General features: G+C 74.4%; 16 protein-coding genes. 13 read left to right on the top strand and 3 right to left on the bottom strand.

Going from position 1 to position 23,428, the window contains the following annotated elements; translation table 11 throughout:
* Positions 1 to 128 precede the first annotated feature (128 nt).
* Positions 129 to 2,138 carry a galactose-binding domain-containing protein gene (locus AC07A6_RS08290; protein WP_478776525.1) on the bottom strand — a complete coding sequence of 670 codons (2,010 nt, stop codon included), beginning with the start codon at positions 2,136 to 2,138 and terminating at the stop codon, positions 129 to 131.
* 298 nt (positions 2,139 to 2,436) lie between these two features.
* On the opposite strand from AC07A6_RS08290, the gene AC07A6_RS08285 reads away from it, so the two are divergent.
* The 3 genes from AC07A6_RS08285 to AC07A6_RS08275 all read left to right on the top strand — a co-directional run bounded on the left by AC07A6_RS08285 (position 2,437) and on the right by AC07A6_RS08275 (position 4,910).
* A complete protein-coding gene (locus AC07A6_RS08285; RefSeq protein ID WP_386270748.1) occupies positions 2,437 to 3,546 on the top strand; it encodes a hypothetical protein in 1,110 nt (369 codons plus the stop codon).
* A 64-nt stretch (positions 3,547 to 3,610) separates the two neighbouring features.
* Positions 3,611 to 4,606 carry an alpha/beta fold hydrolase gene (locus tag AC07A6_RS08280; protein WP_478776516.1) on the top strand — a complete coding sequence of 332 codons (996 nt, stop codon included), beginning with the start codon at positions 3,611 to 3,613 and terminating at the stop codon, positions 4,604 to 4,606.
* Between the two features lie 40 nt (positions 4,607 to 4,646).
* Positions 4,647 to 4,910 (top strand): hypothetical protein, encoded by a 264-nt coding sequence (locus AC07A6_RS08275; RefSeq protein ID WP_362466886.1) that lies wholly within the window; start codon positions 4,647 to 4,649, stop codon positions 4,908 to 4,910.
* A gap of 11 nt (positions 4,911 to 4,921) precedes the next feature.
* Here AC07A6_RS08275 and AC07A6_RS08270 read toward each other — a convergent pair whose 3' ends face one another.
* The gene (locus AC07A6_RS08270) at positions 4,922 to 5,377 is read right to left on the bottom strand and encodes a GNAT family N-acetyltransferase (protein WP_386270751.1); all 456 of its coding nucleotides are present in this window, start codon (positions 5,375 to 5,377) and stop codon (positions 4,922 to 4,924) included.
* Positions 5,378 to 5,752: 375 nt separating this feature from the next.
* On the opposite strand from AC07A6_RS08270, the gene AC07A6_RS08265 reads away from it, so the two are divergent.
* Entirely contained in the window at positions 5,753 to 5,956 is a 204-nt protein-coding gene (locus AC07A6_RS08265) for a hypothetical protein (protein WP_362466890.1), read from the top strand.
* A 9-nt stretch (positions 5,957 to 5,965) separates the two neighbouring features.
* The gene (locus AC07A6_RS08260) at positions 5,966 to 8,245 is read left to right on the top strand and encodes a hypothetical protein (protein WP_478776515.1); all 2,280 of its coding nucleotides are present in this window, start codon (positions 5,966 to 5,968) and stop codon (positions 8,243 to 8,245) included.
* A 67-nt stretch (positions 8,246 to 8,312) separates the two neighbouring features.
* Here the strand turns inward: AC07A6_RS08260 and AC07A6_RS08255 are convergent, their stop codons facing one another.
* A complete protein-coding gene (locus AC07A6_RS08255; RefSeq protein WP_478776524.1) occupies positions 8,313 to 11,789 on the bottom strand; it encodes a M28 family peptidase in 3,477 nt (1,158 codons plus the stop codon).
* A gap of 169 nt (positions 11,790 to 11,958) precedes the next feature.
* On the opposite strand from AC07A6_RS08255, the gene AC07A6_RS08250 reads away from it, so the two are divergent.
* From AC07A6_RS08250 to AC07A6_RS08215, 8 genes are all read left to right on the top strand, one after another.
* Complete coding sequence (locus tag AC07A6_RS08250) at positions 11,959 to 12,918, top strand: LysR family transcriptional regulator (protein ID WP_362466896.1); 960 nt, start codon at positions 11,959 to 11,961, stop codon at positions 12,916 to 12,918.
* A gap of 125 nt (positions 12,919 to 13,043) precedes the next feature.
* A complete protein-coding gene (locus AC07A6_RS08245; RefSeq protein WP_362466898.1) occupies positions 13,044 to 14,489 on the top strand; it encodes a glyceraldehyde-3-phosphate dehydrogenase in 1,446 nt (481 codons plus the stop codon).
* A gap of 74 nt (positions 14,490 to 14,563) precedes the next feature.
* Positions 14,564 to 14,920 (top strand): zinc ribbon domain-containing protein YjdM, encoded by a 357-nt coding sequence (locus AC07A6_RS08240; protein ID WP_362466900.1) that lies wholly within the window; start codon positions 14,564 to 14,566, stop codon positions 14,918 to 14,920.
* A gap of 399 nt (positions 14,921 to 15,319) precedes the next feature.
* The gene (locus AC07A6_RS08235) at positions 15,320 to 15,505 is read left to right on the top strand and encodes a thiazolylpeptide-type bacteriocin (protein WP_478776514.1); all 186 of its coding nucleotides are present in this window, start codon (positions 15,320 to 15,322) and stop codon (positions 15,503 to 15,505) included.
* Positions 15,506 to 15,608: 103 nt separating this feature from the next.
* Positions 15,609 to 18,374: a lantibiotic dehydratase gene (locus AC07A6_RS08230; protein WP_478776513.1), complete on the top strand. Its 2,766-nt coding sequence runs from the start codon at positions 15,609 to 15,611 to the stop codon at positions 18,372 to 18,374.
* 29 nt (positions 18,375 to 18,403) lie between these two features.
* The gene (locus AC07A6_RS08225; protein ID WP_478776512.1) at positions 18,404 to 19,543 is read left to right on the top strand and encodes a hypothetical protein; all 1,140 of its coding nucleotides are present in this window, start codon (positions 18,404 to 18,406) and stop codon (positions 19,541 to 19,543) included.
* Positions 19,540 to 21,459 carry a hypothetical protein gene (locus tag AC07A6_RS08220; RefSeq protein ID WP_478776511.1) on the top strand — a complete coding sequence of 640 codons (1,920 nt, stop codon included), beginning with the start codon at positions 19,540 to 19,542 and terminating at the stop codon, positions 21,457 to 21,459. The genes AC07A6_RS08225 and AC07A6_RS08220 overlap by 4 nt, the downstream gene beginning before the upstream one ends.
* Positions 21,459 to 23,393: a TOMM precursor leader peptide-binding protein gene (locus AC07A6_RS08215; protein WP_478776510.1), complete on the top strand. Its 1,935-nt coding sequence runs from the start codon at positions 21,459 to 21,461 to the stop codon at positions 23,391 to 23,393. Before AC07A6_RS08220 ends, AC07A6_RS08215 begins: the two co-directional genes overlap by 1 nt.
* Positions 23,394 to 23,428 lie beyond the last annotated feature (35 nt).

Below are 23,428 nucleotides of genomic sequence, written 5' to 3'. Positions count from 1 at the left end.
CCCTTTCTCTCGGGAGGGTGTCGTCCTTGGCGGCAGGAGGGGGGGGGGGAGGTCCCCTTTGGGGGGTGGCGTGGGGGGGGGGGGGGGGGCCCCCCCCCCTCCCCCCCCCCCCCCCCCCGCCGGTGGTGTCAGCTGCTGTAGACGCCGACCTCGTGGAGGGAGTACCCCCACTGGGTGGCCCGCTGGACGCCCTGCATGCGTAGGTACCGGGCCGTCACCCCGGCGAACCGGGCGGTGTCGAGCCCGCCGTCGCTGTCGGAGGTGGACCAGACCGTCTGCCAGTTCGTGCCGTCCGTGGAGGCTTCCAGCCGGTACGCCTTCCCGTAGGCCCGCTCCCAGTCGAGGGTGACCCGCCCGATCCGGTGCGCGGAGCCGAGGTCGATGCGCAGCCACTGGCTGTCGTTCCACTCGCTGGCCCAGCGCGATCCGGAGTCGCCGTCCACGGCCCGGCCGGGGGAGTAGTCGACGAAGGGGTTCCACCACTCGGACGTCGAGGCCGAGGCGGAGGAGCCGGCGGCGAGGTTCACCTCCGACTTGTGCCGCTCGGAGGCCCCCCAGGTGCCGAGGTAGGACTCGGCGCCCTTGAACAGGTCGTCCACCACGTCCTGGCCGCTGGTGAGCCGGATGTCCTCGATCCAGTCGGGGACCAGGCCGTAGTGCGAGGCGCCGTCGGTGTTGAGGTCCCAGGTGCGCTGCCCGGTGGTCTGGCGGTCGATGACGGAACCGCCGTCGGTGCTGGTGAAGGGGTACTTCACCGGGTTCGGGGTGTTCGCGCCCCGGGGGCCGGGCCAGCCGCCGACGCCGTTCATGTCGGTGCCGTAGCCGTAGCCGACCTTGTACTTGTCGCGCAGGGCGTCCGTGCGCCTGGCCTCCGCGCCGAAGGCCTCGGAGCCGCTCATGTACTGGGCCGCGAAACCGCCCAGCTTGTAGAGCCGCTCGGTCCAGCCCAGGTCCATCCAGCTGTGCGAGGAGATGACGCCCGGGTAGGACTCGGACTCCAGGATGTCGAAGGCGCGGCCCGCGGCCTTGACGCTCATGTGGTCGACCTCGAGCATCATCCCGCGCTTCATCATCCCGCGGACCGCGTACTCGCCGAGTTCGGTGAGACCGCGCTTGTTGCAGCGGGCGTCGGCCGAGTACGAGGGGACCGCGACCCCGGCCGGGAGCTCCTTCTGCGCCGCCGGAGCCGCCGCGAGGCCGATCGGGTTGTCCTTCTGAGGGCCCGCGCACTGCTCGGTCTGCCAGAAGGTGCCGGTCGACAGGAACTGGCCGACGTTGATCGCGGTGCCGAGGGCGCCCTCGTCGAAGCGGACCCCGCACAGGGCGTTGTCGAACTTGTGGCAGAGGAACATGCTGCGCACGCCCAGCTTGTACAGCTCGTCGAGGCCGCGGTCGATGTCGGCCTTGCCGCACTGGGCGACGTCGAGGATCTGCTTGCAGCCGAACGGCTCGGAGGTCTCGACCCCCATGACGACGGCCAGCTTCCCCTGCTTGATCACCTCGCGGGCCTGGTCGGAGTCGGTGACGATGCGGAACCAGCCCTTTCCGGGGCCGCCGTACATCTTGTCGACGAAGGCCTGCATGTCGTAGGTCTTCTGCGCCTCCAGGCGGATGGCGGTCATCTCGTCGCAGCCGCGGTCCTTGAAGAAGTAGACCGAGCAGATCACCCCGTTGGTGACGAGGTCGTTGACGAGGACGCGCTGCCCGCCGCGCCAGGCGCGCTCGATCCAGGCGTAGTAGTTCTGCTGGTGGGTCAGCGAGTCGTGGGCGGGCCAGTCCTTGAAGGTGGGCCAGCCGTTGGGGTCGTGCTTGCCGTCCCCGCCCTTGGTGATGAAGTCGAAGACGGCCAGGGTCCCGTCGGGGTAGTGCTCGGGGCAGTCCTTGAGGGCGTCCGCGACGCCCGCCTCGGAGAAGGGCTTGCCGCAGATCAGGCGGCCGCCGAAGCCCTCGTTGGACATGATGTGGTCGTGCGCGTCGACGAACCCGCGCACCTTGCCCTGGGCGTCGGTGCCCTTGAAGGGCTCACCGGTGACGTTGACCGCGGAGTCGGGCTGGGGCCGGGCGGTGGGGTTCCACCAGCCGGCGTCGGACGTGGAGCCCGCTTCGGCGGAGGACAGGGGCGCGGGACCGAGCAGCATGGCCAGCGCGGCGACGAGCGGTGTCAGGAGCGCGAGGCGGCGGCGCCGTCGGCGCGCGGCGCCGCGGTAAGGCCGTGGGGGCGGGTGAGGGGTCAAGGTCATCACTCATGTCTTCGGTCGTCGGATGCGGCGCGAGCGGATCCGGGCATGAATTGTCATGCCCCGCACAAAGGTGGGACGAGAATCCCGACTGGCTCGAAAGGAGTCAAGAGTCCGGGACGGATGACCTGATCGGATGATGATCCGACGATGGCCGGAAAGATCAGGGCTGCCGCGGGTGCCTCCTAGCCTGCCCCGCATGCGACGCCTCCCCCTCCCCGGCCACCCCCTGGCGACCAGCCGGCTCCTGCTGAACCTGGTCACCCTCGCCACCCTCGCCGCCGTCTTCGCGGCCGTGGCCCTCAGCGGCTGGCCGGCCGGCGGCGCCACCCTGCTGCTGGTCCTCGCCGCCCTCCTGGTGTGGAGCGTGCGCCACCACAAGGAGGCCCTGCGCAGACTGGAGACGGAGCGCGCCGAGGACCTGCTGGGCCACGCCGAACTCCTGGAGCGGCGCGAGCAGTACGCGCGCGACCGGGGGTTCGCGTACCAGGAGACCTGCGCCGAGCCGGCCGTGGGCTTCGGCCGGATCGAGCAGCACGTGCCCGAGGACCCGGCCGAATGGGAGGGCGGTGCCACCATGGGGGAGCGGGTCAAGGAGGCCCCGCACCTGGAGCGCCTGGTGGGCCTGGCCCGGCACGCCCGCGACCTGGTCGCGGAGGGCGTCGTGCGGATGGACCGGGAGGGTTTCCGCGTCACCGTCTTCGACCTCGAACTCGTCGACCACGAGGACTTCGGCGGCCTCGTCCGGATGCTGAAGCCCGCCGCCGCGCTGGAGGCCGCCAAGGACTACGTCACCGTGTGGACGGTGGAGCTGCCCTTCGCGCTGCCGTACGTGTCCTCCGCGTACGCCTGGGACGGCCGCCGCGACCCGGTCGAGGCGCTCGTCGAAGGCGAGGACCGGATCGAACGGCGCGCTGAGGACCGGGAGTTCGCCGACCTGCTGCTGTCCTTCCCGGCCGTGCGCGAGGACGCCCTCTCCGACGCCGCCCACCCGTGGTTCGTCGACGGCGCCCGGCTCGTCGCCTGCGCCCGCTCCAACCGGGGCGTGGACGCGGCGACCGTTGAGGCCACCGCCGCCCGCCTGGCCCGGCTCGCGGCCCGGGTGCCGTGGGCGGAACTGGAGCGCCACAGGGTGACCGACCCGCAGGACGGGCGGGTGCGCGCCGGCCGGATCCGCTGGACGCACCGCTGGCACGGGCTGCCCGGCCGGCCCCCGACGGCCCGCGCCCTCAGCGAGGAACGGCAGATCACCCACGCCGGCCTGCGCGCCTTCGTGCCGGCCGACGAGGTCTTCGACGACGGGAGTTGACCGGCCTGCGGACACTGGCCGGATCCGAGCGGCCCCGGCCGGACGTGATCATAGGGTCGGGACCATGAGCGAACAGAGTGACAACGTGGAAGGCGCCGGCTGGTCGAGGCGCGGGGTCCTGCGCGTCACCGCGGCCGGCGCGGGCGCGGTCGCCGCCGTGGGAGCGGGGGCCTCCGCCGCACACGCCGACGGACGCCGACGAGGCGCGCCGACCTTCGTCCTGGTCCACGGCTCCGGGAGCAACTCCTACGGCTGGTCCCCGGTCCTCGCCGAGCTGGGCCTGCGCGGGCACCGGACGATCGCCGTCGACCTCCCGGGCCACGGTCCCGGCGCCTACTACCCCCTCTCCTACCAGTCCCCGCAGGACCTGGAGCGGCTGGCCACCGAGCCCTCGCCGATCGGCCGGGTCACGCTCGCCGACTTCGCGGAGCACGTCGTGGGCGTCGTACGCGCCGCCCACCGCAACGGCCCGGTGGTCCTGGTCGGGCAGAGCCTGGGCGGGGCGACCCTGAACGCGGTCGCCAACCGGGTGCCCGAACTGATCTCCCACCTGGTGTACGCCTCGGCCTTCTGCCCGACGCGGCACACCTCGGTGACCGAACTGATGATGACCCCCGAGGGCGCCACCAGCGCCCTGTTCCGCTTCCCGCGCCCGCCCTTCCCGACCCCGCCGGAGCTGGGGGTGAACCGGGTCAACTGGCGCTCGGGCGACCCGGCCTTCTTCGCCGCGGCGAAGGAGGCCCTGGCCGCGGACCGCTCGGACGCGGAGGTGTGGGCACTCCTCAACACCCTGGAGCCCGACGAGTCCGCGCAGGTGGGAACCGCCGACTCCAGGGGCCTGCCGGCCTCCTGGGGCCGGGTGCCGCGCACCTTCCTCCGGTTCACCGAGGACCGCTCGATCCCGCTCCCGCTCCAGGACCTGATGATCCGAGAGGCCGACGGGACCACACCGCGCAACCCCTTCCGCGTACGGTCCGTCCCCGCCCCGCACGTCGGGCCGCGCGACGCCGCGGTGTGGGGGGACGAGCTGGAGCGCGTCGCGGAGCTCTGCCGCGCGTGACGGTGCGGCGGGCTCCGGCGGGGGCGTCTATCGTCGAGGTATGAGCGGGACGGTCGTGGTGTACGAGTACGACGACACGGCGGATGCGGTGCACGCGCGGGACGGAGCGCCCGTCCTGCGGGTGCACGCGGCGCCCGCCGCCCCCGGGCAGCGCGCCGTGCGCGGCCCGAGGACGCTGTGCGGCAAGGACACCTTCGCCATGGGGACGGCATCGTGGGAGCCCGCCGAGCAGCCCGGTGCCGGATGGTATCCGCCGCAGTACGCGGACCGGGTCTGCGCCGTCTGCGACGACGCGGCGGCGTAGCGGCAGGGGCGTCAGCGGCCGGGTGCCATGTCGTAGGTCACCCACATGGTCCGGGTGGCCACCTGGTCGTACTTGGAGCGCGCCCGGTGGTTGTCGTCGGCGGTGATCCACCGCACCACGCTCCAGCCGCGCTCGGCGGCGAGCCCCTTCAGGGCCCCGAGCAGCAGGTCGGCGGCCCCCGAGCCACGGTGCTCGGGGGCCACGAACAGGTCGTCCAGGAAGCAGCCGACGGTCGCGGAGAGCGGCCGGGCGAACGGCCGGTAGTGCGCCAGCCCCAGCAGCCGCCCCTCGGTGTCCTCGGCCACCAGGGCGCCGACCTCGTGTCCGGGGTCGTTCACCCACGCCCACACGGTGGCGGCCGCCTCCTCGGTCTGCTCCACCCGGTAGAAGTCGGCGTAGCCCCGGTACAGGGCACGCCACTGGGCGAAGTCCCCGGGCTGGACGGCGCGGACCTTGATGTCGGACATGTGCGGCAACTCCTGTGATCGGCGGTCCGGGGCAACGTACCAACCCGCCTCCGTCGCCACACCTGTCCACGGAGGTGCCCTGCCATCCGGCCTCTTCGACGCGAAGGCGGATTGTCAATCACCCGGAAGGGTGGCCCGGAGCGGGAGTGGCGTGTCCTGTACCGGCGCGGACCGTGTTCCCCGCAGCCGTGCTTGTTGTCGAGAAGCGCCGTAATCGCTCGCCCGTGCAGGGCGTCACCCGTCCAGGTGGCATCTCCCCGTCGGGCATCCGGCCGCCCGTGGAGGTGACACCGTGGACGCACGAACACAGTGCCGCGGTAGGTGAGTTGGCCGTCAGGACGAGGCTGCCGCGAGATTCCTGAAAGGGCCTCGATCGTGACCTCTCCTGTGGAACCCTCGGGCTCGGGTGAAGGGCGAAGGAGGCGTCGTCATCGGCGCCGTCGGCGGGATCTCGGTGCGACCGTCAACCTCATCCGCCTCGGGATCGCCCTCTTGGGGCTCTTCACCGACAACCCCGTCGTCCGGATCGCGCAGAAGCCGCTGTCGTGGCTCGCCGATCATTTCCGCGGATCGGAGTGATGTGAGGCCATGACCAACATCGACACGCAGGCTCCTTTTCCCCTGCCGCCCGCGCGCGAGATCCAGGAGCGCTGGATCGAAGCCGTCCTCGCGACCGAAGGGGTCAACGTTCCGCGTGCCGCGCTGGAGAACGCGGCGCCGTTCATCGTGGATCCCGAAGAGGCGCTCGGTGAACCTGACTCCCGCGGTGTCCGCCGGGTCAAGGCCGGAGCGGTGCGCCGCATCCGTACCGATGCGGGCGACATGGTGGTGCTCGTCGTCCGCATGCACGGCGTGGGCGGAGTGCAGTGGAGCCACAACGAGCGCATCAGCTCGATCTGGCGGTCGGTCGCGGACCCCACCGTGGGGCGGGGCACCGAGAAGACCCTCGCCTCCGTGCTCCCCTGGAGCCATGTGGACGATCAGGGGCGTGAGTGCTTCATGGCCGCGCTCCGGAGTGGTGCGAGGAACCGCCAGGCCCTGCTGATGGATGCCGAGGACGCGGCGGACGCCCTGCTGAAGCGCGACAAGGTACGGCCGTACGACCTGGAGGAGGACCTCGTCCTCAACGGTCAGCAGGAACCGGGGATGTACGTACCGCAGGAGGTCCGACTGGAGGAACGGCCCGGGTCGGACACCGAGGACGGGCCGGTCCAGCCTCCCGCGTTCTGGGGATGGATGGCCGTGCGCGGAAACAATCGAACACAAAAGCGGCAGTCGATTTTCGGTTTGACCTCCGGCGAGGTACTCGCGGGTGTCCCGGCGGAGAAGCTGGGCCGCCCGGAAGGAGGCATCGTCTGGGATCCCCAGGACTGGCTCACGGCCTTCTCCACCCTCCTGAACAGGGAATACGCGGAATCCGACGAAGACCTGGACCCCAAGAACGCGCCGAGGGCGCGGCGTGCGGCGGCCGTAGCGGTGGTCGACGCCCACCTCGTCGTCGGCACCCCCACGCCGCAGCGGCTCTACCGCATCGTCCAGATGAGCAACCGCAGGGACCACGTCCATCCCCCCCTGGAGTTCGACCCCGTCGACCGCTCCCGGGCGCTGGGGCGCAGCGTGCTCGGGATGTACGTCGCGAGCGGACTCATGGACGAGAAGACCGCCGAAGTCCTGTCGGGACTGGCCCCCGTGCGCGAACTCCCGGGCGCCACACCGGACATGACGGTCGCCGAACTGCGTGACCTGCGGTCCATGGCCCTCCTGCAGGAGCTCTTCCCGGTCGACCCCGACAAGAGGCACCTGCTGCGTCGCGCGCTCAGCGAGGGGCCGCCGTCCCAGCTGAAGGCGGACGAGATCAACCAGCGGGCCCGGGCGTGGTCCGCCCTGTCGTCGCTGAGCTTCCCGAAGCCGTGGAACCCGCGCATCGGGCAGATCTTCACCAGCAAGGTCCGTGAGGGCATCGTCCTGTCGGGCAGGGCCCTGCCCGAGCTGCTGGCGGCGGCGGAAACCGACGACCAGGCCTTCGAGGAACTCGTCGCGTACCGGGCCGCGCACTGGCTGGCTTCGTTCGGCATCGTCGAGGCGGACCGGGGCTCCCTCGACGGGCAGGAGGCCGTCGGCGAGTCCGGAGAGCTCGTACGCAGGACCCGGCGCGGTGTGCCGAACGTCCTTCAGGCGCTGCGCCACGAGAAGAAGAGGAGGGCGGCGGTCGGGGTCCTGCGATCGCTGGTCGAGGCGATGGAGGACGGCGACCGCGAGCCGTGGCAGGTGAGCGGGTCCGGGGGGATGCGGATGCCCAACCGGCCGATGACCGCCCTCTGGCTCGACGCGGCCTTCCCCAAGGAGACCGGTACGCGACCGCGCAAGGCGGCCGCCGCGCCGGCCGCTCCGGCCCCGGCCGCCCCTACCCTGATCACCCCGGCCCCAGCCCTGGTCCCGGCCCCGGCCCCGGCCCCGGCCGCCCCGCGCCCGGCGCCGGCGCCGGCGCAGGTGGGGGGCGAGACCGAGAGGTCCGGCCCCGAGGCCGGCGCGGAGCGGGTGGAGCCCCCCGCTCCGGTGCCGGTCCTGGCGGCGGCGGTGCCCGCGGCCCGGCCACCGGTGGCCGGGGTGGCCGCGGAAGAGCCCGCCGCGCCGCTCCCCGGCGCGGACCTGCTGCTCCGCATCGAGAGCCGGATCCGCGAGGTCAACGCGGGAACCGCCGAGATCCGCCGGCTGCTCACCGAGCTGAAGGAGCGGGCCGGTGATCCCTCGGTGCCCGCGCCCATCGAGCGGGGCCGGGCCGACGCCGCCGTGCGCCTGCTGAACCAGACGGTGGCCAAGCTGCGGGAACTGCCGGAGCTCGTGGAGGTACTGGCGGAAGACGGCTGAGGGGACGCGGCGGAGCCCGGCCGGGGGTGCCGGCCGGGCTCCTGGGTGGTTCGGGGGTGCCGTCGGGTCAGCTCGTCTGGAGGGTCACGTCGTCCACCACGAAGGAGGTCTGGAGGGACTGGTCCTCCACCCCCTTGAACTGCAGGACGACGGTCTGCCCGGCGAACTGGGAGACGTCGTAGCTCTTCAGGGTGTAGCCGGAGCCCGCGTCCAGGTTGGACAGGGTCGCCAGGGTCTGGCCGCCCACCGAGACCGTGAAGGTGTCGTAGGCGACGTTCTCGTTCTCGTCGGTGTCGATGTGCAGGTAGAAGGAGAGCCGGCCGGAGGCGCAGCCGGCGGGGAGGGTCAGGGACTGCGAGGCGCTGTCCGTGCGGGAGCTGCCCCAGCCGTTCAGCCAGGCCATGTACGAGCCGCCGTGCGGGGCCTGGCCGGACTGGTTGGTGATCACGCCGGAGGTCGCGGACCACGGGGCGGAGCCGCTCTCGAAGCCGCCGTTGGCGACGACCTGGGCCGGGGTGCAGGTGCCGCCGCCCCCGCCGACGGTCAGCGTGTACGTGGTGCTGTGGGTGGTGGAACCGGTGCCCGTGACGGTCAGGGTGTGCGTGCCGGCCGGGGTGCCCGCGGCGACCTGGACGGAGAGGGTGGCCGACTGGCCGGACTGGACCGAGGCCGGGCTGACGGTCGCGGTCACGCCGGAGGGGGCGCCCGTCACGGACAGGGCGACGGTCTGCGGGCTGCCGCTGACGGTGGCCGTGTTCACCGTGGAGGTGACGGACCCGCCGGGGTTGGCGGAGCCGGCGGCCGGGCTGGTGCCGATGGAGAAGTCGGAGGCGGGGGTGCCGCCGCCGACGGACGTGTTCCAGATGGCGTACGCGACGCCGTCGGCGCTGCGGTCGAGGACGGTCGCGCTGATGTTGGAGGTGGTGTCGCAGGAGCTGTGGTAGCAGGAGTCGTACGCCGCGCCCGCGGTGCCGCCCCACTTCGCGGCCTGCGCGGAGGTCTTGCGGGCGCTGGCACCCGCGGCGTAGCCGGAGGTCGGGATGCCGGCCTGCTGGAAGGAGTAGTCGTCACTGCGGCCCTGGCCCTCGGTGTTCTCCTCCGGGGCGAGGTTCAGCGAGGTCCAGTACGCCTTCAGCGGGGCGGCGGTGGCGGAGTTGACGTTGTTGATGAAGTAGCCGCCGTTGGTCGAGCCGACCATGTCGAAGTTGTAGTAGCCCTTGATGGCCGCCCGCTGGGCGCTGGTGAGCTGGTTGACGTAGAACTTCGAGCCGTTGAGGCCCTGCTCCTCGTCGGTCCACCAGGCGAACCGCACGTGCTGGGTCATCGTCGGGTTCTTCTGCGCCAGGACGAGGGCGTTCTCCAGCAGGGTGGCGGAGCCCGAGCCGTTGTCGTTGATGCCCGGTCCGGCCGAGACGCCGTCGAGGTGGGCGCCGAACATCACGGTCTTGTCGGCGGGGCCGCCCGGCCAGTCGGCGATCAGGTTGTTCGACGGGTAGGTGCAGGAGGTGCAGGCCTGCTCGGTGACGGTGTAGCCGGCGGCCTGGAGCTTGCCCTTCACGTACGCGAGGGACTGGGTGTAGCCGGCGCTGCCGGCCCGGCGGTTGCCGCCGTTCTGCGAGGCGATCGTGCCGAGCTGGGCCAGGTGCGCCTGGACGTTGGCGACGCTGATGTCGGGCGCCGTCGGGTCGGGCTGGGTGCCGCCCACGGTGAGGGCGTAGTCGACGGTGTGCGCGAGGGACGCGCCCTGGCCCTTGACGGTGACGGTGGAGGACCCCGGTGCCGTGTTGGAGGAGGCGGAGAGGGTCAGCGTCGAGGACTGCCCGGACTGCACGGTGGCCGGGTTGAAGGAGGCGGTGACCCCGGCCGGCAGGCCGGTCGCGGTGAGCGTCACCTGCTGGGCGGAGCCGCTGGTGGTGCTGGTGGCCACGGTGGTGGTGACGGAGCCGCCCTGCTGGGCGGTGCCGGAGGCCGGGTTCAGGGAGAGCGAGAAGTCGTTCTGGCCGCTCGGGGTGCAGGTCGGGTCGCCGCTCTGGGCGGGCACGCTGATGGCGTCCCAGGCGGCCTTGGTCTTGTTGAACAGGTTGCAGGTGGCGTCGAGGGACTTGGCCGAGGAGAGGGTGGCCGTCCGGTACTTCTTGTAGGACATGCTGCTGGTCTTGAGGAGCATGCCGCCGTAGAAGATCTTGCCGGCGTTCTGCACGCCGACACCGGTCAGCGTGGTCTGGTTGCAGGTGCTGCTGTTGGGCTTGCCGCCGCCCGGGCTGGTGCCCTCGGCCAGCAGGTAGAACCAGTGGTTGAGCGGTCCGGCCGCCTTGTGGACCTCGGTGCCGGGGATCGCGGAGCTGTAGCAGGCCGGGTCGTTGTTGACGGCCGGCGGGTCGTACATGTTGCGGATCGGGCCGCGGCCCTGGAGGTTGATGACCTCGCCGACCGTGTAGTCGGGGGTGTCGTACGGGGCCGGTTCGTTGATGTACGCCTCGGTCAGCGCGCCGAAGATGTCGCCGGTGGCCTCGCCGAGGCCGGCCTCCTGGCCGCTGGTGCCGCCGGGGGTGTTGGAGTCGATGGCGTGACCGTACTCGTGGGCCACCACGTCCACGCCGGCGATCCACTCGTTGGCGCTGTTGCGGCCGATGGTGACCGAGCTGCCGTCCCAGTAGGCGTTGAGGTCGCTCAGGCCGACCTTGCCGGGGAAGCTGCGCCCGTTGCCGCTGACGCCGTTGCGGCCGAGCCACTGGGAGAGCATGTCCCACTGCTTCTGCGCGGCGAACATCAGGTCGACGCACCCGGTCTCCTTGGAGGTCGGGTTGCCGGTGCCCCAGGAGTCCGAGGACTTGCTGAAGACCGTTCCGGAGCTGTAGTCCGCGCAGCTCAGACCCGGGCGGTTCGGGTCGCGCAGGGAGTACGTGCCGCCGGAGGCGGTGGTGTCGATGGTCAGCGGGTTCGGGCCGTTCCACTTGCTGTTGCCGGTGCCGGCCACGACGTCGTCGTAGCGGTCGACGACCTTCCCGGTGCGGGCGTCCACGAAGACGTGCAGCCGGCTGGGCGCCGTGCGGGTGCGGCCGGTGAGCACGGTCTCCCAGGCCAGCACGGGCTTGTCGTCCTTGAGCCGGACGACGAGCCGGCTGCTCTCGACCTTGTCCACCTTCTCCAGCTCGCGCCGCGAGGAGGCCTCGGCCGCCTTCGCGTCGAGGTCCGGGGTGGTCGCCACGTCGATCACGGTCGCGGAGGCCGACTGGAGCGCGCGGACCCGGCCCTCGCCGTCCGCGAGGACGACCGCGTCGCCGCCGACGACCGGCAGGCCCCGGTAGCTGCGCTCGTACGCAACCGAGTACAGGTCCTTCACCCAGGGGGTGACCAGGCGCCGTTCGTACTGCTGACGGGGGGAGTTGACCAGGGTGTCGAGGCCGCTGCGGACCGCCGCGTCCGCGGCGGCCACGGCCCGCTCGGCCTTGGACTGACGGGGCGGTACGGGATCCGGCTGCGCGGCCGACGCGGTGCCGGCCAGCGCGCCGGCGAGGCTCGCGGTCAGCGCGAGGGCTGCCACGGACGCCGTCCATCTGGTGGGCTGCACGAGTCCACTCCGATCGTGTGTGGGGGGTGGGTGGCGGTACGCGTCGCCGAGTATGAGCGTGGACATGGCGAGATTGGGACATCCCTGCGGGCATAAGGCGCGGGTTATGGTGCGCCGCCGCGGCGCTTCGTAAGCTGCCTGGATGCAGCTGGAGTTGAGGCATCTGCAAGCCGTCTGCCGGATCGCGGAAGCGGGCAGTCTGGGGGAGGCGGCCAGGCGGCTGGGGATATCGCAGCCGGCGCTCTCCGCCCAGCTGCGCCGGATCGAGGCGGTCACCGGCGGAGAGCTCTTCGCCCGGGGCCGCCACGGGGTGGAGCCCACCGCCCTGGGGCACTTCGTGCTGGCCAGGGCGCGCCGGGTGCTGGGCGAGATGGCCGCCCTCGGCGCCGAGGCCCGCGCGCTGGCGGCCGACGCCCCGCTCAGGCTCGGCTGCATCCTGCTGGTGCTCCTGGACGGCCTGCTCGCCCGGACCGACCAGGCCCTGTCCGGGCGGGAGGTCACCGTGGACCTGGAGGACTCCGTCACGGCACTGGTGCGGATGCTCGGCGCCGGCCAGTACGACGTGATCGTGTACGGCGAGGTGAACGACTACGAGGTCCCGCTGCCCAGGGGGGTCACGGCCCGCACGGTGGTGCCCCAGGAGCCGTTCTGCATCCGGATGTCCTCGGGGCACCGCCTCGCGGGACGCACCACCCTGGAGCTGGCCGAGCTGGCGGGGGAGCAGTGGATGACCCTGGTGGAGGACGACGACGGCGGCCCCGAGGCCCTGGTCGAGGCCTGCGCGAAGGCGGGCTTCGTCCCCTCGCTGCGCCACCGGATCACCGACCGCCAGATGCGGCACGACCTGATCGCCGCGGGCCGCGCGATCGCCCTCTGCCAGCCCACGGCCCCGCCCGTGGCCGGGACCGTGATGCGCCCCCTGGCCGGCACGCCGGTCACCGGCCGCATCCGCCTCGCCTGGAACCGCTCGGCGGTCCCGGCGCAGCAGGCCGAACGGCTCTACCGCGCGGCGGTCGCCGCGTACCTGGCGAACGTGGACAACAACGACTTCCACCGAGAGTGGTGGGACGCTCACCCGGAAGCCCGGCCGGTGCTCGACTGAACCGAGGAGGCCGCAGCTCAGACCCGGTGCGGCCGGCGCCGGCCACGTTCAGCCGGTCCCCCTTGAAGGAACGATCCGGCGGCGGGTTAGCATATGAGCGCCGCCTAGCTCGAAAGATAACGTCTGTGACTGTCAACGAGGACTCGTTCGCCAACTGGAAGACCCGCGAGGAGATCGCGGAGTCGATGATCCCCCTCATCGGGAAGCTGCACCGGGAACGGGACGTCACGATCCTGCTCCACAGCCGCTCCCTGGTGAACAAGTCGGTCGTGAGCATTCTCAAGGCCCACCGCTTCGCCCGGCAGATCGACGGCGAGGAGCTGTCGGTCACCGAGACGATGCCGTTCCTCCAGGCCCTCACCGCCCTCGACCTGGGCCCGTCCCAGATCGACATCGGCATGCTCGCCGCCACCTACAAGACCGACGACCGCGGTCTGTCGGTCGAGGACTTCACCGCCGAGGCCGTCGTCGGCGCCACCGGCGAGAACAAGATCGAGCGCCGCGAGGGACGCGACGTCGTCCTCTACGGCTTCGGCCGCATCGGCCGCCTCGTCGCCCGCCTCCTCATCGAGAAGGCCGGCTCCGGCAACGGCCTGCGCCTGCGCGCCATCGTCGTGCGCGGCGGCGGTGACGCGGACCTGGTCAAGCGCGCCTCGCTGCTGCGCCGCGACTCCATCCACGGCCAGTTCCAGGGCACCATCACGGTGGACGAGGCCGCGGGCACGATCGTCGCGAACGGCAACACCATCAAGGTGATCTACGCGAACGACCCGTCCGAGATCGACTACACCGAGTACGGCATCAACGACGCCATCCTCATCGACAACACGGGCAAGTGGCGCGACCGCGAGGGCCTCTCGAAGCACCTGCGCCCGGGCATCGACAAGGTCGTCCTGACGGCCCCCGGCAAGGGCGACGTCCCGAACATCGTCCACGGCGTCAACCACGACACCATCAAGCCGGACGAGCGCGTCCTGTCCTGCGCCTCCTGCACCACCAACGCGATCGTCCCGCCGCTGAAGGCGATGGACGACGAGTACGGTGTGCTCCGCGGCCACGTGGAGACCGTCCACTCGTTCACGAACGACCAGAACCTGCTGGACAACTACCACAAGGCCGACCGCCGCGGCCGCTCCGCGCCGCTCAACATGGTCATCACCGAGACCGGCGCCGCCTCCGCCGTCGCCAAGGCGCTGCCCGACCTCAAGGCCCCGATCACCGGCAGCTCGATCCGCGTCCCCGTCCCGGACGTCTCGATCGCCATCCTGAGCCTGCGCCTGGGCCGCGAGACCACCCGCGAAGAGGTCCTGGAGTACCTGCGCGGCGTCTCCCTGCACTCGCCGCTCAAGCGCCAGATCGACTTCACCACCGCGCCCGACGCCGTCTCCATGGACTTCGTGGGCTCGCGCCACGCCTCCATCGTCGACGCCGGCGCCACCAAGGTCGACGGCGACAACGCGATCCTCTACCTCTGGTACGACAACGAGTTCGGCTACTCGTGCCAGGTGATCCGCGTCGTCCAGCACGTCTCCGGGGTGGAGTACCCGACCTACCCGGTCCCGCAGGTCTGATCCCGCGCATCGCCTGATCCGGTGCCCCGCCGACTGCTGTCGGCGGGGCACCGTGCGTTCCATAGACTGGGAGGGTGAACGAGAACGTGCTTCCCCCCTGTCCCGAATGCTCCGGCTCCTACGCCTACGAGATGGGCGCCCTCCTCGTCTGCCCCGAGTGCGGGCACGAATGGCCCCTCGCGGCCGGTGAGGACGCTGACGCCCCCGGGGAGCGGGTGGTCAAGGACTCGGTCGGCAACGTGCTCGCCGACGGCGACACCGTGACCGTGGTGAAGGGCCTGAAGGTCAAGGGCCACCCGACCGGCATCAAGGCGGGCACCAAGGTCCGGGGCATCCGCCTCGTCGACGGCGTGGACGGTCACGACATCGACTGCAAGATCGACGGCTTCGGCGCCATGCAGCTGAAGTCGAGCGTGGTGAGGAAAGGCTGATTTCCCACTGACGCCCCTGCCCTTTTCCGCCCCCGTCCACCTCTGGTGGACGGGGGCGTCGCCGTATCCGGACCGGCCATTGCCGCCCCATTTCGGCCACACCGGCTCAAGCCTGCCGATCCGGCGCCCGGTGGGGAGGGTTTTTCCGTGAAATCCCGCCACTTGCCGTACGGGTTCGGAAATGCGGCTGGATCTCCGCTCTAGCGGACCTTCGGGCACCTGCGTGATCCTGAATCCCGGGTCGGCCGCACCAGTGGCCGGAAGTCATCGACATCCGGCCGGGCCGCAACCCGAGTAAATCCGGCATTCCCTCCGGCGGCCCGCGAGCCGTTTCACCGGCCTGCGGAAAACCGCCCGGCGAACACTCCGGCTTTCCCATCCATATTCAGGGAGACACCCATGTCCGACACCGTGCGCACCCCCGAATTCGCCCTCGAGGACCTCGACCTGGACCTCGGGGACCTCACCGTCACCGCCATGCGGGACACCGTCGCGCTTCCCGAGGGCGGCGCGTCCTGGGGCTCCTGCTCCTGCCAGGCCTCCTCCTCCTGCAACAAGCCGCACATGGACATGCCGCTCGGCTGACCGTCCGCGACCGACCCGCACACCCGACCCACGCAAACCGCTTCCCGCCGCACCCCGAGTGCGGCGGGAAGCCCGCGCGCCACACCCACAGGAGGGGACCGGCATGCCGCAGCAGCAGCAGCACCGCACGCCGGCCGAGGCCGAAGCCGACGGCTACCGGGTGTGGGCCGCGCCGTACGCGCTGGTCCGCGCCACCGCACTGACCCATCCCGCCCAGAGCCCGGACGCCGCCGCGTTCCGCACCCTGCTCGCCCGCCTTCAGGAGACGGAGCGGCGACTGCTGGAGACCGCCGCACCGCTCTGCGACGACCTCCACGACAGCCGGGCCGGGCACCCCGCCGCCCTCCACCGCGACGTGGTCCTCCCGCTGCGCCGCGCCCTGCACAACGGACGCGAACCCCGGCCCGCCCTGCTGGAGCGCCTCGGCGACCTCCCGCAGCGGCTGCCCCGGCTCGCCGGCTGGCTCGCCCTGCGCGAACGCCGCACTGCGCTCCTCGCCGCCCTCGCGGCCGCCGCCGCACCCGCCCTGGCAGCCGAACGCGGCGCCCTGGCCGCCCTCTGCCGCGAGCCGGCCCTCGCCAAGGCCGTCGCCCTCACCAGCACCGACCTGCTGCGCGCCGTGGAACGGGCCGCCGCCGGGACCCAGGACCGCAGGACCCGCAAGGAGGAGGCGGCCGTCCTGCGCTACGCCCTGCGGGCCAGCACCAAGACCAGCCCGCTGTCCTGGTTCACCGCCGTCGGCTGGGGCCCGCTGCCCCCGGACCCGGCCCCCGCCGTCCCCTCCTGGGGGCGGGCGCCCCTGCTCGACGGCCCGCTCCGGTCCGTCGTACGGCCCAGCCGGGCCCTGACCAGCGCCCTCACCCTCGCCCTCCTGGACGCCCCGCACCGCCGGGCCGCCCTGCCCCACCGCATCACCAGCACCGCCCGCACCACCGGCGGGCGGGCCGCGTACTCCCGGGACCGGACCGCTTTCGCCGGGGGCCGCTACCTCGTGGCCGCGGAGGACGAGGCCGAGCTGCCCGCCACCGGCCCGCTGCGCCTGGTCACCGAACGGGCCGGGAACCCGGTACCGCTGGACGAGCTGACCGGACTGCTGGCCGCCGCCCTGAAGGGGGCCCCGACGGGGGCCGGCGGCGACGGCCGGGCCGCCGCGGCCGGCTTCCTCGCCCGGCTCGCCGACGCCGGGCTGCTGGTGCCCGGCGAACCCGTCCCGCCCCAGGACCCCGACCCGCTGGACCGCCTCGCGCACTGGCTGCGCTCCCCGGGCGGCGCCGACGCCGAGCACGCAGCCGACGCCGAGGACGCCGCCGACGACGCCGCCCACGCCGGGCGCCTCGGCGAACTCGCGCGGCTGACCTCCGGCTTCGCCGACACCCCCGCCACCGGCCGCCCCGCCCTGCTCTCCGTCCTCTCCGACCGCTGGACGCGCGCGCTGGCCGCCGCCGGCCGCCCCGTCCCCGCCGTGTCCGCCCCGCTCAGCACCGTCTCCGAGGACGTCGTCGCCCCGCACCCGCTCGACCTCGGCGGATTCCTCGGCGCCGCCGACCACGAGGCGCTCCGCGAGGTGTCCCCGCTGGCGGAGCTCTTCGACCTCGGCCACCTCCTGCGCCGCGTCGTCCGCGACCGCTTCGTCGCCCGCTACGGACCCGGCGGGACCTGCCCCCACCCGTGGGAGTTCGGGGCCGAGGTCGCCGAAGCCTGGGAGGCCGCCGGCCGGCTCTCCGCCCTCGACCCGGCCGACGCCCTCCCCACCGGCACGGGCCCGCTGGCGGCCCTGCGCGCCGAGGCCGTCGCCGCCGTCCGGGAAGCCGCCCACGGAGCCCCGTACGGCGACCCGCACGGAGCCCCGCACGGCGACCCGTACGCCGACCCGGCCGAGGCCGCCGAGCTCGTCCTGCCCCCGGACCTCCTCAAGGGCCTCGGCGACCGGCTCCCCGACTGGGCCCTGTCCCGCCCGCTCAGCCACGCGTACTTCCTCCAGCGCGACCCCCGCCACGGCCTGCTCTGCGTCAACCAGGTCTACGGCGGCTGGGGCCGTTTCACCAGCCGGTTCCTCGACACCCTCGACCCCCGCGCCGCCACCGAGGTCTCCCGGCAGGTCCGCCGCGCCCTCGGCCCCGACGCCCGGGCCGCACAGATCCGGCCCGTCGGCGGGTTCAACGCCAACCTCCACCCCCTCCTCGTCCCCGACGAGATCGGCCCCGACCGCCGCTGGAGCTCCCTCGGCGAAGCGGACCTGGACCTCGTCCACGACGAGGCCGACGACCAGGTGCGCATCCGGCTCCGCGAGACCGGCGAACTCCTCGACGTGCTCTACCCCGGCTTCCTCTCCCCGGTGCTGCTGCCGCGCCGCCTCGGCGCCCACCTCGCCGACCAGCCCCACGGCATCGTCGACCTCCGCCCGCTCGTCCCCCGCACCGCCCTCACCGCGCCCGGCGGCGGCACGGTCACCCGCACGCCCAGGCTGCGCCACCGCCACGTGGTCCTGCGCCGCCGCCGCTGGCTGCTCCCGCCCGGTGCCGTCGAGCGGCTGCGCGCCGACCTCACCGCCGGCGGCGAGGTCCCGGCGGAGGCCGCCGCCCGCTGGCGCGCCGCGCTGGGCCTGCCCGAACAGCTCTTCCTGCACCCCGCCGCCACCGCCCCCACCGGCCGCCCCGCCGAGGACTTCCTCAGCGGGCTGAGCCGCCCCAAGCCCCAGCTCGTCGACCTCGGCAACGCCCTGCACCTGCGCTGCCTGGCCAAGTGGCTCTCCCGCCACGGCGGCGGCGCCGTCCTCGAAGAGGCACTGCCCGCCCCCGGCGCCCAGGACGCGCCCGCCCGCGCCGTCGAACTCGTACTGGAGGTCTACCGGGCCGGACGGACCCGATGACCCGCCCCCGGACAGCAGAGGAACCGACCATGCCGGCACCCACCAGCCGCGCCCTCGACGTGATCGCCTACCACCACCACCCGGTCAAGGCCCCCCTGCTGCGCGGGGCGCTGCTCCCGCTCGCCGCCGCCGCCGCGCGGCAGGGGCTCGCCGCCCACGTCGAGCGGCACTGGCTGTACGGCCCCCACCTGCGGCTGCGCCTCCAGGGCCCGGCCGGCCGGGTGGAGGCCGCCGCCGAGTCCGCCGCCTCCACGATCCGCGACTGGCTGCGCCGGCACCCCTCGCGGAGCGACCGCACCGAGGCCGAACTGCTGGCGGCGGCCGCCGAGGCCGGGCGCGCCGAACTCGTTCCCCCGCCCTACGGGCCGATCACCCCCGACAACACCGTCCGCGTCGAGCCCGCCGACCGGTCCTCCGTACGCGCCCTGCTCGGCGACGACGGCGCCGCCCTGCGCGACGACCTGCTGCGCGGCGGGCTCGACGCGCTGCGGGCGGGCGCCGGCTTCCTCGGCGACAGCGGCGACGACGGGCGGGCCCGGATCCGGCTCGCGGTGACCGCGCTCGCCGCACATGCCGCCGCCCACCCCGACGGCCTGGCCGGCGGCCACTGGTCGTACGTCTCCCACCTGGAGGACTTCCTCCTCCACGACGACCCCGACGGACGGCTGAGGGCCTCCTTCGACCGGCAGTGGGAGCGCGCCGGTGACACCGTCACCGCGCTCGTCGGACGGATCGCCGACGGCGGCGCCCACGGCTGGGAACGGTCCTGGGCCGACTTCTCCGCCGGCGCCCGCCGGCTGGCCCGCTCCCGCCACGAGGCGGGCGCCGACCTGCACGGCAGCGCGCCCGCCTACCGGGACCGGGCCGCCGCCACCGGCGACCGGGCGGCGGCCGAACGCTGGAACCCGGACGCCCGCACCCGCTACAGCGAGTTCCACCGGCTGCTGAGCCGCGCCGACCCGGGCGGGGCCATGTTCACCGACCCCGGCTACCTGGTCCACCGGGCCGGCACCAACGCCCTCTACCGGCTCCTGGCCATCTGCGACGTCCGTCCCTTGGAGCGGTACCTCGCGGCGCACCTGGTGGTCCGCACGGTCCCCGCGCTGACCGGCTCCGACTGGCGCACGGAACTCGACGCGCTCGTCGCCGCCGCGGAGCGCGGCGCATGACCGCCGCGGAGCGGGCGACGGCCACCGCCGCCCGGGACGCGCGCAGGCTCCGGCCGGGCGTCGCCGTGACCCCGCTGCGGGCCGGACTCCACCTGCGGGGCCGGGCCGGCAGCGTCACCCTGGAGGGCAGCGCCGCACTGCCCGCCCTGTGGCAGTGGCTGGAGGGGCCGCTGCGCGCCGGCGCACTCGGCGTCCACCTCGACGCGGCCGGGGCCGGCCCGGCGCTGCGCACCGCCGTGGAGACCCTGCTCGGGCAGCTGGACGCCCACGGCCTGCTGGTGTCCGAGCCCGACGGGTCCGCCGGGACCGCGTACGGGGACCAGCGCCACGACCCCGTCGCGCTGTGGCTCGGGGCCACCGCCGAGCGGCCCGCCGCCGCCCGCACCGCCCTCGCCGCGGCGCGGGCCGAGGTCCTGGCCGGCGACCCCGGGGGGCCCTTGGCCCGGGCTGCCGCGCGGGCGCTGGAGCTGGCCGGCGTACCTGCCGCCCGCACCGCCGACCCCGCGCTGCCCGAGGGCCGGGTACTGCTCCACCTGCACGGCACCGGGCCGGTCCGCGCCCTCGCAGCAGGGCTCCGCCCCGACGGCGGCTACGCCACCGCCCCCGGCAGCCCGGCCCGGGCCCGCGCCGACGCGGCAGCCCTGGAGGCCCGGCTGGACCGCGGGGCGGGCGGCGGCGAGGGCGGCGCGGGGGGCGGTGCCGGGAGCCGCGGCGCGGACATCCCCGGGACGGGCGGCAACGGCAGCGCCGAGGGCCGGGCCGCAGGCAGCGCCGGGAGCCGCCGCGAGGGCAGCGCCGGCACGGGCGCCGGGGGCGGGGCAGCCGCCCCGGCGCTCGCCCCGCTGCTCGGCGGCGCCGCCGCGCACCGGCTGCTGTGCGCGGCGGCCGGGCTCCCCGACCCGGCGGGCGAAGGCGGCGACGACCGGCTGCTGCCCGGCCTCCCGGCGGTGCTCCTCGCCGAGGCCGCGCCCCCGCGGGCCGAGTACCGCACCTGGCTCGGGCCCCGCCCGCCGGCCCCCGACCGGTGGACGGGCCTCGCCCCCGCTGCCACCCTCGGCGAAGCCCTCCGGCGGCTGTCGGCCCTGACCGACGAGCGGTGCGGCGCCCTGCCCGCCCCGCTCGCGGCCGGACTGCGCCAGCTCCCGGTACCCCTCGCCACCTGCGAACTCCCCGGCGACGGCCCGGCCCGCCGACGCCTCACCGCCGGGGCGCCACGGCTGGACCTGGCCCGCCTGGAGCTGCTGTGCCGGACGGCGGAACTGCTGCTGCCCGGGCCGGGCCGCACCGTCGGCGCGAACCCCGGCCACGCCCGGGGCCGGGCCCTGCGCGCCGCCTTCGCCCGCCGCGCGGCCCGGACGCCCGGCGGCACCCCGGGGGCCGTGGACGTCGCCGCACCCGAGTGGTCCGGGCACCCGCAGTTCCGGCACTGGTGGCACACCCTGACGGCCCGTCTGGAGGTGCCCGCCGGGATCCGGGTGCGGCGGGCCGGTACGGACGGGGTGCACCACGCCGTGGTCCGCCGGGACGGCGGGGACGAGGGGGTGCTGGGGGAGGCCGTGGAGGCCACCGCGGCCGACGCGGCCGCCTTCGCCGCGCTCGCCGCCGTGGCCGCCGTCCAGGCCGGCGGGCCCGGCGGCGTCCCGCCCTCCGGCGGCGCCGTCGCCCCGCTGGCCGCGGCCGGTGCCCGCGCCGCCGGCTGGGAGGACGACGGCTGGACCGGCCGCTGGCTGGCCGGCATCGCCGGCCGCGAGGAGGCCTTCCAGGCCGCCCTGCGCCGCCCGGCCGGAGCGCCCCGGGACACCGCCACCGCCACCGCCACCGCCACCGCCACCGCCGGCCCGGCCCGGGACGGCGAACTCCCCGAGCTGCTGCGGGCCTTCGGGTTCACCGTCCTGCACACCCCCGAGGAGCCGTGATGACCACAGCCGTCCGCCCCGCCCCGGCCGCGGCGGCCCTCCGCGCCGCCCTGCCCGTCCCGGTCCTCGACGCCGCAGCCGCGCTGGCGGCCACCGCCGGCCCGGCCGCCGTCCTGCTCACCGACTGGACGCGGGGGCTCGCCGAGGACCTGAGCCGGCACGCGCTGGCCCACCCCGTGGCCCTGGTGCCCGTACGCTTCGACGGGCCGCTCGCGGTGGTCGGGCCGCTGCTCGCACCCGGCGCGCCGGCCTGCCTGTGCTGCGCCGAGTACCAGCGCCTGGCCACGGCCGGCGGACGCGTTCCCCGGCAGAGCCCGCAGCTGGCGCTGGCCGGCGTACCGTCCCCGGCGCTGGCCGAGTCCCTCGGCGCCCTCGTACGCGACCTCCTGGACGGCCACGCCCGGCCGGAGCCCGCCCAGGACCCGCCGACGGCCGCCGTCCACCTGCTCCACCAGGGACGCGGCACCTGGTCCGGCCACCGGATCCGCCCGGTCGGCGGCTGCGCCGTCTGCCACCCGCTGCCCGCCGACTCCGCCGCCCCGGCGGCCCCGCTGCCCGCGGCGCCCCGCCCGCTGCCCGACCCGTACCTGCTGCGCGCCCCCAACCCCCGCACCACGGCCGAAGCCTTGCGCGCGGCCCTGTACGACGAGCGGTTCGGGCCGGTCCGCGGCCTGTTCCGCGCGGAGGACTCGGCCTTCTGCCTGACCAGCGCCCTCGTCACCGACGACCGGGACGTCGACGACGGCGGCTACGGCCGGGCCGGGGACTTCGCCGACAGCGAGCGGATCGCCCTCTTCGAGGCCGTCGAGCGGTACGCCGGGATGCGCCCCACCGGCCGCCGCTCCGACCTGCGGGCCTCCTTCGCCGCACTCGGCCCCGAACGCGCCCTGGACCCCGAACGCCTCGGCCTGCCCGACCCCGCCCACCACGGGCACCCGGCGTCGCCGACCGTCCCCTACACGCCCAGCCTGGAACTGGACTGGGTACGGGGCTGGTCGCTCACCCGGCGCCGGGAGATCGCCGTCCCCGAACACGTCGCGTACTGGGACCCGCCCGGCGAGGGCCGCCCGCGCGTCGTGTACGAGTCCTCCAACGGCTGCGGCCTCGGCAACAGCCCCGAGGAGGCCGCGCTCTACGGCCTGTTCGAGGTCGCCGAGCGGGACGCCTTCCTGATGGCCTGGTACACCGCCACCCCGCTGCGCCGCGTCCAGCCGCCGCCCGAGGACACCGACACGGCCCTGCTCGCCGACCGGGCCGCCCTGGCCGGCTACCGGCTCCTGCTGCTCGACGCGACGAACGACTTCGGGATCCCGGCCGTCGTCGCCGTCTGCCGCTACGAGGGCTCCCACCCCGACGCCCCGCGGATGTTCCTCGCCGCCGGCGCCCACCACGACCCGCGCACGGCGATCCGCTCCGCGGTGGCCGAGGCCGTCACCAACGTGCTGGAGTCCGCGCAGCGCGCCCTCGCCGAGGACCGCCCGCGCGATCCCGAACGGCTGCGCCCGATGCTGGACCGTCCCGAGCTGGTGGTCACCCTCGACGACCACGTCGGGGTGAACGCCCTGCCCGAGGCGGCCCCGAGGCTGGAGTTCCTCTACGCCGACACCCCGTGCCTGACCGTCGCCGAGACCTGGCCGGGAGCGCCCGAGCCGGTCACCGACCTCTCCGCCCTGCTCGCCGCGACGGTGGACCGGCTGGAGGCGGCCGGCCTGGAGGTGGTCACCGTCGACCAGACCGAGCCGGGACTGCGCCGGCGCCTCGGCCTGCACTGCGTGAAGACCGTCGTGCCCGGCTCACTGCCGATGACCTTCGGGCACGTCAACCGCCGCACCCTGGGCCTGCCCCGGCTGCTGGAGGTGCCCCACCGGCTGGGCCGCACGGACCGGCCGCTGCGCCACGAGGACCTCGCCCTCCACCCGCACCCCTTCCCCTGACCCCCCCGTCCCCCCTGCCGAACCGAACGAGGACC

It is taken from the genome of Streptomyces sp. NPDC044002 (assembly GCF_056434525.1).
Note: the sequence above shows the minus strand (reverse complement) of the source record. Positions and strands in the feature narration are given on the sequence as shown.

Bases quoted from the DNA above. Each gene is read 5' to 3' on its own strand.
- AC07A6_RS08235 (WP_478776514.1), top strand. From the start codon at position 15,320: ATGTCCGACACCGTGCGCACCCCCGAATTCGCCCTCGAGGACCTCGAC.
- AC07A6_RS08290 (WP_478776525.1), bottom strand. From the start codon at position 2,138: ATGCTGCTCGGTCCCGCGCCCCTGTCCTCCGCCGAAGCGGGCTCCACG.
- AC07A6_RS08260 (WP_478776515.1), top strand. From the start codon at position 5,966: ATGACCAACATCGACACGCAGGCTCCTTTTCCCCTGCCGCCCGCGCGC.
- AC07A6_RS08280 (WP_478776516.1), top strand. From the start codon at position 3,611: ATGAGCGAACAGAGTGACAACGTGGAAGGCGCCGGCTGGTCGAGGCGC.
- AC07A6_RS08285 (WP_386270748.1), top strand. From the start codon at position 2,437: ATGCGACGCCTCCCCCTCCCCGGCCACCCCCTGGCGACCAGCCGGCTC.
- AC07A6_RS08220 (WP_478776511.1), top strand. From the start codon at position 19,540: ATGACCGCCGCGGAGCGGGCGACGGCCACCGCCGCCCGGGACGCGCGC.
- AC07A6_RS08230 (WP_478776513.1), top strand. From the start codon at position 15,609: ATGCCGCAGCAGCAGCAGCACCGCACGCCGGCCGAGGCCGAAGCCGAC.
- AC07A6_RS08225 (WP_478776512.1), top strand. From the start codon at position 18,404: ATGCCGGCACCCACCAGCCGCGCCCTCGACGTGATCGCCTACCACCAC.
- AC07A6_RS08275 (WP_362466886.1), top strand. From the start codon at position 4,647: ATGAGCGGGACGGTCGTGGTGTACGAGTACGACGACACGGCGGATGCG.
- AC07A6_RS08270 (WP_386270751.1), bottom strand. From the start codon at position 5,377: ATGTCCGACATCAAGGTCCGCGCCGTCCAGCCCGGGGACTTCGCCCAG.
- AC07A6_RS08250 (WP_362466896.1), top strand. From the start codon at position 11,959: ATGCAGCTGGAGTTGAGGCATCTGCAAGCCGTCTGCCGGATCGCGGAA.
- AC07A6_RS08215 (WP_478776510.1), top strand. From the start codon at position 21,459: ATGACCACAGCCGTCCGCCCCGCCCCGGCCGCGGCGGCCCTCCGCGCC.